Below are 16,062 nucleotides of genomic sequence, written 5' to 3' on the forward strand. Positions count from 1 at the left end.
ACAAGCAGTACGACGAAGCCGGCCTCAACGCCCCCCAGATCGTCGATACCGTCCTCAGCGCCCTCCGGCACAACTCCACAGGCGTCGAGCACGATACGCTCGAGGCGAGAGCCTGAGGAAACCGGTGCCGCTGCCCTTCCCCTTCACGCGCGCGGCCGTACTGGCGGCAAGCATCGCCGTGCTGGCAATTCCCGTCACGGCGGGATCGCAGCAGGCAGAAGGCGTGCTGACGATCGATGTCGGCAACGTGCGCGTCGCGCGCGGCACCGTGCATATCGACATCTGCCCGCAGGCGCAGTTCCTCAAGGACAACTGCCCCTGGGCGGCCGACGCCCCCGCGCAAGTGGGCGTGACCCGGCTGGTGGTGCGGCACCTGCCGCCGGGCCGCTATGCCGCGCAGGCCTTTCTTGACGAGAACAACAACAAGGAAGTCGATCGCGCGCTGTTCGGCATCCCTAAGGAAGGCGTCGGTTTCTCCAACGACGCCAAGATCGGCTTCGGTCCGCCGAAGTTCGCCGACGCGGTGTTCACCTTCAACGGCCCGTCGCAAGCGATCCGTTTCAATCTCCGCTATTTCCTCGGTGCCAAAGGCCCGCCTGCAAGACGCTGACCATGCGCCCTACCCCCACCTCCCTCGTTACGGCGAGCGTTCGCCGGCCCTGGCTCACGCTTGCGATCGGCCTCGTGCTCACGCTGGGCGCGCTGTTCGTCAACGCCCAGCGCATGGCGATGACCACCGACACCGCGGCGCTCATCTCGTCATCGGTGGAGTGGCGCCAGCAGGAACAGCGCATGGAAGCGGCGTTCCCGCAATTGCGCGACGCCATGCTGATCATCGTCGATGGCGACACGCCCGAGCGCGCCGAAGGCGCCACGGTGCAACTGGCGGCGAAGCTGGCGGAAGACAGCGCCCATTTCCGCCGCGTCACCCGGCCCGACGGCGGCGATTTCTTCGCCCGCGAAGGCCTGCTCTACGGTTCGATCGACGAAGTCCGCAGCGCCACCCGCGCGATGGTCGATGCCCAGCCCCTGCTTGGCCCGCTGGCCGCCGATCCCAGCCTGCGCGGCGTTTCCGGTGCCCTTTCGACCATGCTCGATGGCGTCGATGCGGGCGAAACCTCGCTCCCTCGCGTTAGCAAGCCGTTCAAGGCGCTGACTAGCGCGATCAACGGATCGCTCGACGGCAAGAAGCCCGGCTTTTCGTGGCAGAAGCTCTTTGCCGAGGATGGCAGCGCGGTGGCGCCCCCCACGCGCCGCCTGATCCTGGTGCAACCGGTGCTCGACCATTCCGCGCTGATGCCCGGCGAAGCGGCGAGCGCGGCCGTGCAGTCCGCCGCCAAGGCGCTCTCGCTCGACGCGGCGCATGGCGTTTCGGTCAAGCTTACCGGCGAAGTGCCGCTGGCGGACGAGGAGTTCGCCACGCTGCAGGAGAACATCGGGCTGGTCGCGATCGTCATGCTGGGGGCGATGCTGCTGACGCTGTGGCTGGCCACGCGCTCGGTCAAGCTGGTGGCCGCGATCATGATCACGATCGTCGCCGGGCTTATCGTCACCACGGCGGTCGGCCTGCTGGCGATCGGGCGGTTCAACCTGATTTCGGTGGCCTTCATCCCGCTGTTTGTCGGGCTGGGCGTCGATTTCGGCATCCAGATCTGCGTGCGCTACAACGCGGAGCGCGCCGACGGCGCCGAACCGGCCGCCGCGCTGCGCCAGGCCGCCGCCGCGCTCGCCGCGCCGCTAACGCTCGCGGCTGGCGCGATCTTCCTGGGCTTTGGCGCCTTCCTGCCCACCGCCTATGTCGGCATCGCCGAACTCGGCGTGATTGCTGGCCTTGGCATGGTGGTGGCGCTGCTGTTCAGCCTGACGCTGCTGCCGGCTCTGGTCCTGCTGCTGAAGCCCGGCAGCCCGCGCGGCGACGTAGGCTTTGCGCAGCTTGCCCCGGCCGATCGCTTCCTCGAACGCCGGCGCGGTGCGGTGCTGTGGGCGTTCGCGCTCGCCATGGCCGCCAGCATCGCGACGCTGCCTTGGGTGGTGTTCGACTTCAATCCGCTGCACCTGCGCGATCCCGAAGCCCCCGCCATGCGCGCACTGGGCGACCTGACGCGCGATCCAGACCGGACGCCCAACACCATCGACGTGCTGGCGCGCAACGCAGACGAAGCACGCCAACTTACGCAGAAGCTGGCCAAGCTGCCCGAAGTGGCCCGCGTGATCTCGGTCGACAGCTTCGTGCCGGAGGATCAGGCACCCAAGCTGGCGCTGGTGCAGGATGCCTCGACGCTGCTCGATCTCACGCTCAACCCCTTCGACATCACCCCACCTCCGGGCGAGGCCGAGATGCAGGCGGCCGTCTCGGCCACCGCGCAACGCTTGCAGACCGTGGCCGCCGCCCATCCCGGTGCCGACGGAACTGACGCGCGCGCGCTGGCCAAGGCGTTCGACCGGCTGGCCAAGGCCACGCCGGCGCAGCGCGAACAGGTCAACGCCATGCTGTCGCAACCGCTCGGCGTGATGCTCGACCAGATGCGCCTGGCCTTGCAGGCGGCTCCCGTCGACCGGGCCAGCCTGCCCGCAGAGATCACGCGCGACTGGATCGCACCCGATGGCCGCGTGCGCCTGCAGGTATTTCCCAGCGGCAATGCCAACGACAACCGCGTGATCCACCGCTTCCGCGATGCGGTAGCAGCAGTGACGCCGGCAATCTCGGGCCTGCCGGTGGCAACGCAGGCCGCCGCCTCGACTGTGGCGGGCGCGTTTGTGCAGGCCGGCGTGATCGCGTTCCTGCTGGTCAGCGTGCTGCTGTTCCTCGTGCTGCGTGACGCAAAGGAAGTGGCCTTCACGCTGGCGCCCGTGGTGCTGTCGATCTTCCTGACGCTGGGCAGCTGCGTGGTGATCGGCCAGCCGATCAACTTCGCCAACATCATCGCCTTCCCGTTGCTGTTCGGCGTGGGCGTGGCGTTCCACATCTATTTCGTGATGGCCTGGCGCGATGGCGCGACCGGGCTGCTGCAATCGAGCCTGGCCCGCGCCGTGCTGTTCAGCGCCTTCGCCACCGGCACCGCGTTCGGCAGCCTGTGGCTGTCGCACCACCCCGGCACGGCGAGCATGGGCAAGATCCTGATGATCTCGCTGATCTGGACGCTGATCTGCGCGCTGGTATTCGAACCGGCGCTGCTCGGCCCGCCGCGGGCAAAAACGAAACGCGGTTAGGGTTGCGGGGCCGGCGCCGGCGGCTGCGGCGCGGGCGTCCCTTCCGGATCGTCCAACGGATCGCGCAACTCGGGCGCGTCGGACTGGGGCGCCGGCGGTTCGGGCTGCGTGCCGGTCAGTTCCGGATCGTTCAGCGGATCGGTCAGTTCCGGCGCGGCCTGCTGGGGAGCGGTTGCGGCATGCCCCTTGGCTTCCTCGACCTCGGCCGCGCGATTCTGGAGATAGACCGAACGCAGGGTGGCATAGGGATCGACCGCGCCATCGAACAGCGCGCGCAAATCCGCGTCCGATTCGGCGCGCAGGTCCAGACCGCCAATGCCGCCGGTGATAAGCTGGTATTCCATCGAATTGAACGGCTTGCCCGCGACCAGCGGCAGGAGCGCATCGTCGGCCGAATTGCCCAACAGGTCGCGCAGCGTGGTGGGGCCGATGAACGGCAGGAAGATGTATGGCCCCGGCCCCACGCCATAGAACGCCAGCGTCGTGCCGAATCCGTTGGGGCGATGCGGCAGCTTGAAGTCCTTGGTCTTGGCCACATCGAACAGCCCGCCAACGCCGAATGTCGAATTGACCACGAACCGGCCGAGCGTTTCAACCGCCTTGCCCGGTTTGCCCTGAAGCAGGAAGTTCACGAAGATGAAGGGTTCGGTAAGATTGCTGAGCGCGTTGCGCAGGCCCGAACGCAATGGCCGGGGCACCACCTGCTTGTAGCCCATCGCCGCGGGGCGGAAGACGGCGTGATCGATCCCCTGGTGGATGCCGAACATCGTCCGGTTGAAGCCTTCGAGCGGATCGCCCTTGGCGTGATGGTGGCGTTCTTCAGCGGGTTGCGTCGCCGGAACCGTCGCATCCTGCCGCTGTGCGGGAGACGCAAGAACCACGGGAGACGCAGACACCGGGTCCGCCGCGCCCGATACCACCGGGCCGGCAATCGCCTGCTGCGGCACGGGTATCGCCGGCTCGGCCGTAACCGGCGCGAATGCCAGCGCCGCGGGAACAAGCAATGGCGAGATCAACTATTTATCACCTCTGGCAGCGATCGCATCCATGTGCGCGACCAGCGAACGCGCGCCCCCGCGTTGCAGGATGGAGGCAAAATCGGAACGTCGCGTCGCGATCTGGCTGATTGCGTTGCGATAGAAAACATCGACGATCCTCCAGCTACCGCCATTCTGCCGCAGCCGGTAGCTGATCGCGACCGGCGCCTGCTTCGGCACATTCAGCGTCGTCCGCACCAGCTTGTCGGTGCCTCGCACCTGAACATTGGGATCGATGGTGAAGCTTTCCCCGGACCAGCTATCGAAATTGCGGGCATATTGGGCCACGGTCATGCGCCGGAACGCCGCCGTCAGCGCCTGCTGGTCCGCCGGCGCGATGGTGGTCCAGGCCGGGCCGACCGAAAGGCGGGTCATCAGCGGAAGGTCGAAGGTCCGGTCCACGACAGGGCCGATTGCCGCCGATCGTGATGAAATGGTGCCGCCGGCGCGCATGATTCTGATCAGTCCGTCGTTAAGCTGCTGCACGGTGGCGCGCGCCGGATCGACGGACTGGGCCGAAGCCATGGCCGGCAACAAAGGCGCGATAACCAGCGCAGCAAGGATCGGACGATGCATTTTGAACTCCTGATATTCCGGTTCGCTTATCGCGTCAGCGCGGCAGCCGTCTACCGCGAACGCACAAAGGCGGTACCTTTCTGCGCAAGAACGCTCTATGAACGGTTCGGGACCACTTTCGCCAGCTGCACCTAAGCATTATCATGTTAGCAGCCGCACAATGAATAAGGCTTTTCCGGATAATCGAATGCCAGGTCCCGTCCATTCGCTGAATATCATTCTCGCCAATCCCCGCGGCTTCTGCGCCGGGGTAACGCGCGCCATCGACATCGTGGAGAAAAGCCTCGAACGCTTCGGCGCGCCCGTCTATGTGCGGCACGAAATCGTTCACAACAAGCACGTGGTCGAACAGCTCAAGGCCAAGGGCGCAGTCTTTGTCGACGAACTGTCGGATATTCCCGCGGGCGCGATGACGATTTTCAGCGCCCACGGCGTCGCCCGCACGGTGGAGGAAGAGGCAAAGATCCGGCAGTTGCCCGTGATCGATGCCACCTGCCCGCTGGTGACCAAGGTCCATAGTCAGGGGCGGCGCTATGCGCGGGCCGGGCGGACGCTGGTGCTGATCGGCCATGCCGGGCACGCCGAAGTGATCGGCACGATCGGGCAGATCGATTCGCCAGTCCATCTCGTGTCGACCGCGGACGACGTCACCGCGCTGCCGATCGCCCAGGATCAGCCGATCGCCTATATCACCCAGACGACGCTCAGCGTGGACGATACGCGCACCGTCATCGCTGCGCTGCACCAGCGTTTCAGCGATGTCGCCGGGCCGGATGTGGACGACATCTGCTACGCCACGCAGAACCGGCAGACCGCCGTGCGGAAACTGGCCACGCTCAGCGACGTGCTGATCGTGGTCGGCGCGCGCAACAGCTCCAATTCCTCGCGTTTGCGGGAGATCGGTGCCGAACTCGGCGTGCGGAGCTACCTTGTCGACAACGGCGACGATATCGATCCGACATGGCTGGAAGGTGTCGGCACCGTTGGCGTCACCGCCGGCGCTTCGGCCCCGGATGTACTGGTGGACAGCGTGATCACCGCCCTTGGCCGGTTGCGCCCCGTCACCGTCTCGCAACTCGATGGCGTAAGGGAAGACATTGAGTTCAGTCTGCCTTCTGCGCTACGACGTCCCGCGCCCGCGATCCCCAGGGCCGCTGAATAGGAATATTGATGAGCCTTCCGCTCTCCCAGGTCGCCCGTATCGGCGCCTATACGCTTCGCCAGCACATCAAGGGTGGCAAATACCCCCTGGTTCTCATGCTGGAACCGCTGTTCCGCTGCAATCTCGCCTGCCCGGGCTGCGGCAAGATCGATTACCCTGACGCCATCCTCAACCAGCGGCTCAGCTTCGAGCAGTGCATGGAAGCGATCGAGGAATGCGGCGCGCCGGCCGTGTCGATCGCCGGGGGCGAACCCCTGTTGCATCGCGACATGCCGCGCATCGTCGAAGGCTATATCGCGCGCAAGAAGTTCGTGATTCTCTGCACCAACGCGCTGCTGCTCAAGAAGAAGATCGACGACTACAAGCCGTCTCCGTTCTTCACCTGGTCGATCCACCTCGATGGCGACAAGCAGATGCACGACCACGCGGTCGATCTGCCCGGCACCTACGAGGTCGCGCTGGAAGCGATCGAGTTGGCCAAGTCCAGGGGCTTCCGCGTCCAGGTCAACTGCACCGTGTTCGATGGCGCCGATCCGGATCGCCTGGCCGCCTTCTTCGACGAGATGAAGAGCCGCGACGTGGAGATCACGGTTTCGCCGGGCTACGCCTATGAACGCGCGGCCAACCAGGAGCACTTCCTCAACCGCGAACGCACCAAGCAGTTCTTCCGCGACGTGTTCAGCCGGGGCAACAAGGGCAAGAACTGGGCCTTCACCAATTCGCCTCTGTTCCTCGATTTCCTGGCCGGCAACCAGACTTACGAATGCACGCCGTGGTCGATGCCGCTGCGCACCGTGTTCGGCTGGCAGAAGCCCTGCTACCTGCTGGGCGAAGGCTATGTCGACAGCTTCCGCGAACTGATGGAAGGCACCGACTGGGAAAAGTACGGCGTCGGCAAGTACGAGAAGTGCTCGAACTGCATGACGCATTGCGGCTTCGAAGGCACCGCCGCCACCGACGCGATCCGCCATCCGCTGAAGATGCTGCAGATCGCGCGCAAGGGCGTGAAAATCGATGGACCGATGGCGCCCGAGGTCGATCTCTCGAAGGCGCGCCCCGCCGACGACGTCTATTCAAGCCACGTCGAGCGCGAACTGGCCAAGATCAAGGCTGAAAATCCCGCTGCGGCCAAGCGCGTGGTGAACGCGGCCTAGCGTCCGGAACGCCAGCCCGGCGTGGCGGCCCGTGCGGATCAGCGCGGGCAGTTGCGCCGGGTTCCGGGCCAGCGACGCCAGCACCGCGCCCAGCGCCACGCTCCCATCGGGCTTCATACCGATTTGCGCCGCCGGCGGCAGCGCTTCATCGGCGCTATCGGAAATGACCCGCACCACCGCGAACGGCAGGCCACGCCGCGCCGCCACGCGCGCGGCGACATGGCTTTCCATATCGACGGCCAGCGCGCCGGTTTCGGCCCGCAAGGCCCGTTTGCCCGCCACCGTCGGCGTCATGACGTCACGCCCGGCGACCGCGCCCACGACGGCTTCCGGCAGGATCGCGCGCAGCTTTTCGACCACCGCCGCATCGCCATCGAGCACGGCGTCCCCAATCTTCAAAGCTGGATCGAGCGCTCCGGCAATGCCGCTGGAGAGGATCACGGCGGGGAACATCTCCGCCATATCGTCCAACTCGGCTTCGAGGCGGGCGCTATCCCCGCCGCCGACAACGATGTGAAACGCCCCGCTGCGCCGGATCAGGTCCGCTTCGCGCTTCAGGCCACAGGCGACGATCCAGTTCACCGCAGCTCGGTCACATGCCGAACGCCACCTGCCGCGTGTTCGACCGCTTGAGGTTGCGATAGCGCGCCACGGCCCACAGCGGGAAATACTTCGGGTATCCGTGATAGCGCAGGTAGAACACGCGCGGGAAACCGCCGCCGGTGTAGTATTCCTGCCCCCAGAGGCCATCGGCCTCCTGGTTTGCGACAAGCCAGTCCACGCCGCGTTTAACGGCTTCCGAATCAGCCTCGCCCGCCGCCATCAGCCCCAGCAGCGCCCAGGCGGTCTGCGACGCGGTGGAGGGCGCGGGAACATGGCCCTTGCGATCGAGCGCGTAGCTGTCGCAATCCTCACCCCAGCCGCCGTCCGGGTTCTGGATCGCCTTGAGCCAGCCGACCGCCCGCGCCACCGCCGGGTCTTCCGCCGGCAGCCCCGCCGCGTTGAGCGCGCACAGCACCGACCACGTGCCGTAGATATAGTTCACGCCCCAGCGGCCGAACCAGCTGCCCTCCGGTTCCTGCTCCTTGCGCAGATAGGCGATCGCGGCGGCCATGCGTGGGCTGTCCAGCCCCTCGCCCAGTTGCGCCAGCATCGAGACGCAGCGCGCCGAAACGTCGGCCGTGGGCGGATCGAGCAAGGCGCCATGGTCCGCGAAGGGCAGGTTGTTGAGGTAATCGTAGTCGTTGTCCGCGTCGAACGCGCCCCAGCCGCCGTTCCTCGATTGCAGGCCGACGGTCCATTCCACGCCGCGATCGATCGGCATCCGGTCCGCCACCTGCGCGCGGTCCATCGCCATCACCACCACGGCCGTATCGTCGAGGTCGGGATAGTGCGCGTTGTTGTACTGGAACGCCCACCCGCCAGGCCGCACACCGGGGCGCTCCTCCGCCCAGTCGCCTTCCACGTCGAGCACTTGCCGAGGCTTGAGCCAGTCGAGCGCCGCTTCCGCGCGCGCCGCGTTGTCCGCCCCGCCCGCTTCCAGCATCGCGTGCGCGGCCAGCGCGGTATCCCACACCGGGGAGACGCAGGGCTGGCAATAGGCTTCGTCCTCATGGATCACGAGCAGGTTCTCGACCGACTGGCGGGCAATGGCGCGGGCCGGGTGATCCTTGGGATAGCCCAGCACGTCGTACATCATCACGCTGTTGGCCATGGCGGGGTAGATCGCGCCCAGCCCGTCCTCGCCGTTGAGCCGCTCGGTCACCCACGCTGCGCATGTATCGATCGCGCGCTGGTGCAGCGTTCTGGGCCAATGCCCCTCGGCCACCTTCAACACCTTGTCGAGCGCGTTGAAGCTCTTGGTCCACACCCACTTGGGATCGGCCGCCTGCGTCTTCCGGTCGATCGGCCGGCGCGTGTAGAGTTCGTCCACCTTGATGCCCTTGGCGTTGCGCGCCACCGGCTTCTTCGCGCACAGCACCAGCAGGGGCACGACCACCGTGCGCGCCCAGTACGACATCTTGGACAGATGGATCGGGAACCAGCGCGGCAGCAGGATCAATTCGGGCGGCATCGTCGGCACGACCGACCACGGCCCGGCATCGAACAGGGCCAGCTGGATGCGCGTGAAGACGTTGACCGCCTCCGCCCCGCCGGCCTTGTGCACAGCCTCGCGCGCCCGCACCATGTGCGGCGCAGCGGGATCGTCGCCGATCATCTTGAGCGCGTAATAGGCCTTCACCGTGGCGCTGACGTCGAACGCGCCCTTGTGGAACAGCCCCCAGCCGTGATGCTCGTCAGACTGCGTGCGCCGCAGATAGCGGCCGATCTTCGCTTCCAGCTCCTCCGCGACCGGCTCGCCAAGGTAGTGCCGGAGCAGGACGTATTCGGCCGGAATCGTGCAATCGGCTTCCAGCTCGAACACCCAGTGGCCATCGGCGCGCTGCGCACCGGAGAGCGCCGAGGCGGCACGGTCCACCGCCGCGTCAACGGCCGCGAGCGGATCGGTCATTGTCGAAAGCGTTGCCATGGACGTCCTCTTAACGTTGCGCGGCAGCAACCGCCAGCCGCGCGGCGGTCTCGCCGGATCGCAGAGCGCCCTCGATCGTCGCGGGCAGGCCGGTCTGCGTCCAGTCACCGGCCAGGAACAGGTTGGTCCAGCGGGTCCGCGCCGGAGGACGCTTGGCGTCCTGCGCGGGCGTGGCGGAAAAGGTCGCGCGCTTTTCCTTGACGATCTGCCATTTCGGCAAGGGCGCGGCAAAGCCATAGGCGCGCTGGATTTCGTCCCAGAAGCGCCGGGCCAACTCCTCGCGATCCTTATCGACGATGGCGTCGGCGGCCGAAACGGTCACCGAAATGCGATCGGGAAAGGCGAACAGCCACTGCGCCGTCGCGCCCAGCAGGCCCAGCATCGGCGGCGCGCCCGGCGGCGGCGACAAGGCGAAATGCGCGTTGACGATCGCGTGGAAAGCGTCGGGCGTGTCGATCCCGGGCAGCAACGTGCGCGCCACCCAGGGCGGCACGGCGAGCACCACGGTTTCATCCTTGCCGACCGATTCCGGCCCGTTGCCCCAGTCGAGCGCGACGACACGGTCACCTTCCGTCACGATGGTTCGCAACCGGCGCCCCAGCGCAACCGGCGCGCCGCGCTCTGCAAGCCACACCGTCGCCGGATCGATGAACGCCGCCGCCAGGGTCGGTTCTGCGATGCGCGGCAGGCTGGCCTTGCCCCCGCGCGCCAGCGATTCGCGCACGACGCCGGCGGTCAGCCGCGCCGATCCGATCGCGGGATCGGTGTTGAGCACCGCCAGCAGCACCGGTTCGAGCAGGCGCTCCCACAAGGCGCCGCTGACCGGCACGCGCTCACCCACCGTCTGCTCCGCCTTGCCCGAAAGCAGGCGGGCAAGCGCGAGATAATCGGACGGCCCCGTCCCCGGCACGCGCCGGTTCTTCGCCAGCACCCACCACGGCATCGCACCATCGTTGATGCGGATCGTCCAGCGCTCGCCCGTGGCAAGGTCCGCGAAGGCGAAATCCGCCTGCGCCGGCCCGGCCAGCGGCTCACGCGCACCGACCGTCGCCCGAAACCGCGCGACCGCGGTGTTGCCGGCAAGGACAAGGTGGTTGCCGTTGTCGATCGTCAGCCCCAGCTGCGGATCGTGATAGGACCGGCAGCGCCCGCCGGCCTGCGCCGCCGAATCCGCGATGCGCACGGCAAAGCCGGCTTCCGCCAGCCGCACGGCGGCGGACAGGCCCGCCAGCCCTGCCCCGGCGACGATCGCCTTGCGCGCGCTCATCCTGTCACCAGCAGGCGCAGCACGGTCCAGATGACCGCCAGCTTGTTGGTCCGCACGCGCCGGCGCGGCGGTGCCCAGCCCACGCGCTCCATCCGCCGCAGCACGCCCGCATAGGCGTGTTCCATCAAGCGCGGCGCGATCAGGTGCCCTTTCGGCCTGGTCGCCAGCAGGGCCGCCGCCTCGCGGTAATGCCGGTGCGCCCGCGCCGCCACGCGGCGCGCGGCCACATCCATGCGCGGATCGGCGGCGACCTGTAGCGGCGTTTCGGGGACAATCCCGGCTTCGGCCAGCGCTTCGGCAGGAATATAGACGCGGCCGATTGCCGCATCCTCGTCGATATCGCGCAGGATGTTAGTCAGTTGCAGCGCCCGGCCAAGATGGTGCGCCAGCACCACACCTGGTTCGCGCTCCATGCCGAAGATATGGACCGAGAGCCGCCCCACCGCCGACGCCACCCGGTCGCAATAAAGATCAAGCTCGGCCTCCGTCGGCCAGCGGACATCGTGATCGACATCGGTCGCCATGCCGTCGATCACCGCCTCGAAGTCCGCCCGCTCCAGCGCAAAGCGCCGCACCGGTTCGGCCAGGAACGCCGCCTGCCCGGCATCGCCGCCGGCATAGAGCGCGTCGAGATCGCGCCGCCACCGGTCGAGCTGCATCCTGCGCGCCGCCCGGTCACCCTGCTGGTCGTCGGCGATGTCGTCCACGATCCGGCAGAAGTCATAGACCGCGTACATCGCCTCGCGCTCGGCCTTGGGCAGCACGCGCATCCCCGCGTAGAACGAACTGCGCGCGGCTGCCGGTGCTGCGGGCACGGTATTGACGGCGCTATCGCTCATGCCGCCCGCCGGAACAGCGTGGGGATCGCCGCGCCCAGCGCCATGAACAGCGCTTCGGCCTTGCCATGGTGGACGCGCTCGCTCAGCGGATCACGCTGTTCGAGACGATCGCAAAGATCGCGTGCAAGCCTATGAATGACGGCCACTTCTGCCGCCAGCCGGCGATCACGAATCATTGCGGAAAAGCCCGCCGCCTGATCGAGCAGCCCGCGCGTGCGCCGCGCTAGCCCGGCGATGATCGCGCGCAGTTCCGCACTGGCCCGGTCTGCCGCCAGATCCTCGACTCTCAGACCGGTGTCGAGCGGGATATAGACCCGGTTGATCGTGCGGTAATCCTTCCCGCAATCCTGCAGGTGGTTGACGATCTGCAAGGCCGCGCACAGCGCGTCGTTGGCCGCCCACGTCGCCCGGCTTTCGCCATGCACGTCGAGCACGAAGCGCCCGACGGGCATCGCCGAATAGCGGCAATAGCCGATCAGATCGTCCCAATCGGCATAGCGGTTGACCGTCACGTCGCGTTCGAAGGCGTTGAGCAGATCGTGCGCGTTGACCGGGTCGATCGACCGCTCCGCCATCACCGCGCGCAGCGCCATGGCTTCGGGCGCGCCGTCTCCGTCCAGCCCGGCGCGCAGCCGCGCCAGCCGCGCCAGCTTCTCGTCGGCGCTCGCCGTCGGATGATCGGCCACGTCGTCCGCCGCGCGCGCGAAGCGGTAATACGCCATCACCGGCGTGCGGTATTCCGGTTTGATGAGCAGGCTGGCGACGGGAAAGTTCTCGTCGCGATGCCCCTTGCCCGAAGCGAGGCCGGTGTTGTCCATCACGTTCCCGTAGCGGCCTGAGCGCGCCCTTTCCACATTCCACCACGCCCCCGGCCATGCTGCCAGGCCGAAAGCACCGTGCAGCCCGCGTAAAATGCCGCGATCACCGGCAAGGCAAGCCCCCACAGCGGGCTGCGCCGGTAGAAGCGGAGCATCGGCTGGAACGACAGCGCCATCAATCCCCACGCCGCCAAACCCAGTCCGCGCGGCAGGCCATGCCCGAACAGCGCCAAGGCCGGCGGCACGCCATAGACCAGCGCCAGCCCCGCAATGGTGCCCGCCAGCAGCACCGGCGAATAGTGCAGTTGCGCGTAGGCGGAGCGCGAGATCATCGCCGCGATCGGCTCGAACCCGTCATAGGGGCGAATGCTGCGCGAGCGATCAGTCAGCCCCAGCCAGACCGGCCCCTGCTTCTTGAGCAGCGCGCCCAGCGTGCAATCGTCGATCAGCGCGCCCCGGATCGCGGCGATGCCGCCCGCGGCCTCCAGCGCCTCGCGCCGCACCAGCATGCAGCCGCCCGCCGCCGCGCCCTGCCCGGTCGGCCGGTTCACGCGGCCAAAGGGATAGAGCATCTGGAAGAAGAACACGAAGGCCGGCACCAGCATCCGCTCGGCAAGGCCTTCGCAGCGCAGCTTGGCCATCAGCGTCACCAGCGCCAGCCGCCCCGCTTCGCCGCGCGTCACCAGCATCCGCAGGGTATCGGGCGCGTGCTCGATATCGGCATCGGTCAGCCAGAGATAGGAGGGGGAAGCCCCGGCGCGCGCCACGCCCTGCGATACGGCCCAGAGCTTGCCGGTCCAGCCTTTCGCCAGCGGCGCGCCGGTCAGCACCTCCAGCCGGTTCGAACCCAGCGCGCGGGCGATATCGCCGGTGCCGTCGCTGCTCGAATCGTCGACCAGGATCACGCGGAAACGTCCCGGATAGTCCTGAGCTACCAGACTGCCGATCGACCGGGCGATCACGTCCGCCTCGTCCCGCGCGGGCACCACGGCGACGACATCGGGCCACACCGCCGGTTCCGCCGGCATCCCCAGCGTATCGCGTTCGCGCGTGAGCCAGAAGCCATGGTGCGCGAAGATCAGGCCCAGCCAGATCGCCAACGACAGGCCGCCCAGGATCAATCCGGTCATCGGATCATGCCCGCCTGCCGGAACCATGCGATCGCGTCGCCGATCGCGCCCTGCCATGGCCGCGCGCTATAGCCGAGTTCGGCCTCTGCCTTGGCCGACGAGAAGAACATCCGGTAGCGCGACATGCGCAGCGAATCGAGCGTCAGGAACGGGTCGGAACGCCCGGTCAGCCGGCACAACGCCTCGTTCGCCCAGGCCAGCGGATAGAGCGGCCCACGCGGCAGGCGAACCTTCGGAGCCTTGCGGCCCACCTGCCGGGCGATCTCCGCCAGCATGTCGCCCAGCATCACGTCCTCGCCGCCCAGGATATAGCGTTCCCCGATCCGCCCCCTGGCCAGCGCCAGAAGATGCCCCGCCGCCACGTCATCGACATGGACCAGGTTCAGCCCGGAATCGACGAACGCCGGCATTTTGCCGTTGGCGGCCTCCACGATCACGCGGCCGGTGGGCGTGGGCTTGACGTCGCGCGGGCCGATCGGCGTCGATGGCTGGACGATCACGGCGGGCAGCCCTTCCTCGGTCACCATGCGTTCGACCAGCCGTTCGGCCACGACCTTGCTGCGCTTGTAGGCGCCCACCGCTTCGTCGGGCGCGGCGGCGTGGCGTTCGTCCACCGGGCCATCATGCGACGGCTTCAGCGTGGCGACGCTGCTGGTATAGACGATCCGGCCGACCCCCGCCGCCTGCGCCGCGCGCATCACGGTGCCGGTGCTGTTGAGGTTGTTGCGGACGATTTCCTCGGGATCGGGCGCCCAAAGGCGGTAATCGGCGGCGACATGAAACAGCGTGCCCGCGCCGGTCAGCGCGCGCGCCATGCTGGCTGCGTCCCGCGCATCGCCTTCCACCAGTTCGCCCGGAAAATCCGCGAGGTTGGCGCGGGGGCTGGTGGCGCGGACGAGGCCCCGCACCTGCCAGCCCTCCGCCGCGAGCGCGCGCGCCACGGCCGAGCCGACAAATCCCGAGACGCCGGTTACCAGAACCAGACCGCGTGAATCGCTCATGGCTTCGCCCACCATGGCATCGTCCGTATCTCGCTCGCTGCCAGCATGGCCCCTCCATATGGCGGCAAGCCGTGGAGGCAAGCCCCCGGCGCGCGCTTTCCGTATATTTCGTCGCTAGGGGCAGGATCGGGCTTTCGCCGGGGTCGCCAGCGCCGGGCCGAACGGCTAGGGAGCCCGCTTATGCCCGGAGTCGCGCTCCTCCTTTCGGCCACTGGCTGGGTGCTGCTGGCGCTCGCCACGATCGGCACGGCCTACATGGCCTTCGCGACGCGGGTGCTGGCGCGTTTTCTGGTCCAGCACTCGCCCGCCTCGCCCCGCGCCACGCCGGTCACGCTGCTGAAGCCGCTCTACGGCGCCGAACCGAAGCTGGCCGAAAACCTCGCCACCTTCCTGAAACAGGATCACGAGGGACCGGTGCAGGTGCTGTTCGGGGTGCAAAGGGCCGACGATCCCGCCATCGCCGCCGTCCGCGCCCTGCAACGGTGCTATCCCGCCGCCCGTATCGATCTGGTGATCGACGGAACGCCACACGGCTCTAACGGCAAGGTCGGCAATCTGATCAACATGATGCGGCAGGCCGCGCACGACGTCCTGATCCTCAGCGACAGCGACATGGCGGTGGCGCGCGACTATATCGCGCAGGTACTGGCCGCACTCGATCAACCGGGCACCGGCGCGGTCACCTGCCTCTATCGCGGGCGCGGCGATGCCGGATTCTGGTCGCGCCTTGCCTCGGCGGGGCCAAGTTATCAGTTCCTGGTCGGTCTGGTCTTCGCCAAGACGCGCGGGCTGGCCGATCCCTGCATGGGCTCCACCATCGCGCTCCGGCGCGAGACGCTCGACGCGATCGGCGGGTTCACGGCTTTTGCCGATGTGCTGGCCGACGATCACGCCATCGGGCAGGCGGTGCGGGCGCGCGGGCTTGCCATCGCCATCCCGCCGCTGCTGCTGGTCCACGCTTCCACCGAAACCGCATTCGCGCAGCTGTGGAAGCACGAACTGCGCTGGGCCGCCACGGTGCGCGGGGTATCGCCGGCTGGCTATGCCGGATCGTTCATCGGCATTCCGCTGCCCATGGCGCTGGCCGGAATGGCCATTCATCCCAATTACGGGCTTGCCATCACGCTGGCTGCGCTGGCAGTGCGGGTGGCGACGGTCCGGGTGGTCGATCGTCACGCCGGCGAGCCGACCGCTCCGCTGTGGACGCTACCGTTGCGCGACGGCATCAGCTTCGCCGTGTTCGTCGCCAGCTTCTTCGTCCGCTCGGTTGATTGGCGCGGAACAGAACTTACAATGCTCGACAACGGGCGCGTCGCAGCGCCCTCGGAGATGACTTGA

General features: G+C 67.7%; 14 protein-coding genes. 5 read left to right on the plus strand and 9 right to left on the minus strand.

Annotation, left to right across the window (positions count from 1 at the left end; translation table 11 throughout):
* The first annotated feature begins 124 nt into the window (after positions 1-124).
* Together EH199_RS03530 and EH199_RS03535 are read left to right on the plus strand one after the other, a co-directional pair.
* Complete coding sequence (locus EH199_RS03530) at positions 125-610, plus strand: DUF2141 domain-containing protein (RefSeq protein ID WP_292960913.1); 486 nt, start codon at positions 125-127, stop codon at positions 608-610.
* A gap of 2 nt (positions 611-612) precedes the next feature.
* Entirely contained in the window at positions 613-3,210 is a 2,598-nt protein-coding gene (locus EH199_RS03535; protein WP_124807888.1) for an MMPL family transporter, read from the plus strand.
* On the opposite strand, the gene EH199_RS03540 is transcribed toward EH199_RS03535, so the two are convergent.
* Entirely contained in the window at positions 3,207-4,214 is a 1,008-nt protein-coding gene (locus tag EH199_RS03540) for a VacJ family lipoprotein (protein WP_223806449.1), read from the minus strand. The two genes, EH199_RS03535 and EH199_RS03540, sit on opposite strands and share 4 nt — an antisense overlap.
* A gap of 12 nt (positions 4,215-4,226) precedes the next feature.
* Positions 4,227-4,823, minus strand: coding sequence for an ABC transporter substrate-binding protein (locus EH199_RS03545; RefSeq protein WP_124807889.1), 597 nt, complete (start codon positions 4,821-4,823; stop codon positions 4,227-4,229).
* A gap of 187 nt (positions 4,824-5,010) precedes the next feature.
* On the opposite strand from EH199_RS03545, the gene ispH reads away from it, so the two are divergent.
* Together ispH and hpnH are read left to right on the plus strand one after the other, a co-directional pair.
* Positions 5,011-5,985, plus strand: coding sequence for a 4-hydroxy-3-methylbut-2-enyl diphosphate reductase (gene ispH / locus EH199_RS03550; RefSeq protein WP_124807890.1), 975 nt, complete (start codon positions 5,011-5,013; stop codon positions 5,983-5,985).
* 8 nt (positions 5,986-5,993) lie between these two features.
* Positions 5,994-7,139 carry an adenosyl-hopene transferase HpnH gene (gene hpnH, locus EH199_RS03555; protein ID WP_124807891.1) on the plus strand — a complete coding sequence of 382 codons (1,146 nt, stop codon included), beginning with the start codon at positions 5,994-5,996 and terminating at the stop codon, positions 7,137-7,139.
* Here hpnH and EH199_RS03560 read toward each other — a convergent pair.
* The 7 genes from EH199_RS03560 to hpnA are packed head-to-tail and all read right to left on the minus strand — an operon-like array spanning position 7,059 to position 14,724.
* Positions 7,059-7,721, minus strand: a complete 663-nt coding sequence (locus EH199_RS03560; protein WP_124807892.1) for a phosphorylase — start codon at positions 7,719-7,721, stop codon at positions 7,059-7,061. The genes hpnH and EH199_RS03560 overlap by 81 nt on opposite strands.
* A 10-nt stretch (positions 7,722-7,731) precedes the next feature.
* A complete protein-coding gene (gene shc / locus EH199_RS03565) occupies positions 7,732-9,669 on the minus strand; it encodes a squalene--hopene cyclase (RefSeq protein ID WP_223806450.1) in 1,938 nt (645 codons plus the stop codon).
* Between the two features lie 10 nt (positions 9,670-9,679).
* Positions 9,680-10,936 (minus strand): hydroxysqualene dehydroxylase HpnE, encoded by a 1,257-nt coding sequence (hpnE, locus tag EH199_RS03570; RefSeq protein WP_124807893.1) that lies wholly within the window; start codon positions 10,934-10,936, stop codon positions 9,680-9,682.
* The gene (hpnD, locus tag EH199_RS03575) at positions 10,933-11,775 is read right to left on the minus strand and encodes a presqualene diphosphate synthase HpnD (RefSeq protein ID WP_124807894.1); all 843 of its coding nucleotides are present in this window, start codon (positions 11,773-11,775) and stop codon (positions 10,933-10,935) included. Before hpnD ends, hpnE begins: the two co-directional genes overlap by 4 nt.
* Positions 11,772-12,593: a squalene synthase HpnC gene (hpnC, locus tag EH199_RS03580; protein ID WP_124807895.1), complete on the minus strand. Its 822-nt coding sequence runs from the start codon at positions 12,591-12,593 to the stop codon at positions 11,772-11,774. Before hpnC ends, hpnD begins: the two co-directional genes overlap by 4 nt.
* Positions 12,593-13,723, minus strand: a complete 1,131-nt coding sequence (locus tag EH199_RS03585; protein ID WP_190287106.1) for a glycosyltransferase — start codon at positions 13,721-13,723, stop codon at positions 12,593-12,595. Before EH199_RS03585 ends, hpnC begins: the two co-directional genes overlap by 1 nt.
* Positions 13,720-14,724, minus strand: a complete 1,005-nt coding sequence (gene hpnA / locus EH199_RS03590; protein WP_124807896.1) for a hopanoid-associated sugar epimerase — start codon at positions 14,722-14,724, stop codon at positions 13,720-13,722. The genes EH199_RS03585 and hpnA overlap by 4 nt, the downstream gene beginning before the upstream one ends.
* Positions 14,725-14,904: 180 nt before the next feature.
* Here hpnA and hpnI point away from each other — a divergent pair, with 180 nt between their 5' ends.
* Positions 14,905-16,062 carry a bacteriohopanetetrol glucosamine biosynthesis glycosyltransferase HpnI gene (gene hpnI / locus EH199_RS03595; protein WP_124807897.1) on the plus strand — a complete coding sequence of 386 codons (1,158 nt, stop codon included), beginning with the start codon at positions 14,905-14,907 and terminating at the stop codon, positions 16,060-16,062.

It is taken from the genome of Novosphingobium sp. LASN5T (genome assembly GCF_003856955.1).
Taxonomy (GTDB): domain Bacteria; phylum Pseudomonadota; class Alphaproteobacteria; order Sphingomonadales; family Sphingomonadaceae; genus Novosphingobium.

Excerpts from the sequence above, each read along its gene's own strand:
- shc (WP_223806450.1), bottom strand. The coding sequence starts at position 9,669 with ATGGCAACGCTTTCGACAATGACCGATCCGCTCGCGGCCGTTGACGCG.
- EH199_RS03545 (WP_124807889.1), bottom strand. The coding sequence starts at position 4,823 with ATGCATCGTCCGATCCTTGCTGCGCTGGTTATCGCGCCTTTGTTGCCG.
- hpnH (WP_124807891.1), top strand. The coding sequence starts at position 5,994 with ATGAGCCTTCCGCTCTCCCAGGTCGCCCGTATCGGCGCCTATACGCTT.
- hpnE (WP_124807893.1), bottom strand. The coding sequence starts at position 10,936 with ATGAGCGCGCGCAAGGCGATCGTCGCCGGGGCAGGGCTGGCGGGCCTG.
- hpnD (WP_124807894.1), bottom strand. The coding sequence starts at position 11,775 with ATGAGCGATAGCGCCGTCAATACCGTGCCCGCAGCACCGGCAGCCGCG.
- hpnI (WP_124807897.1), top strand. The coding sequence starts at position 14,905 with ATGCCCGGAGTCGCGCTCCTCCTTTCGGCCACTGGCTGGGTGCTGCTG.
- hpnC (WP_124807895.1), bottom strand. The coding sequence starts at position 12,593 with ATGGACAACACCGGCCTCGCTTCGGGCAAGGGGCATCGCGACGAGAAC.
- EH199_RS03535 (WP_124807888.1), top strand. The coding sequence starts at position 613 with ATGCGCCCTACCCCCACCTCCCTCGTTACGGCGAGCGTTCGCCGGCCC.
- EH199_RS03585 (WP_190287106.1), bottom strand. The coding sequence starts at position 13,723 with ATGACCGGATTGATCCTGGGCGGCCTGTCGTTGGCGATCTGGCTGGGC.
- ispH (WP_124807890.1), top strand. The coding sequence starts at position 5,011 with ATGCCAGGTCCCGTCCATTCGCTGAATATCATTCTCGCCAATCCCCGC.
- hpnA (WP_124807896.1), bottom strand. The coding sequence starts at position 14,724 with ATGAGCGATTCACGCGGTCTGGTTCTGGTAACCGGCGTCTCGGGATTT.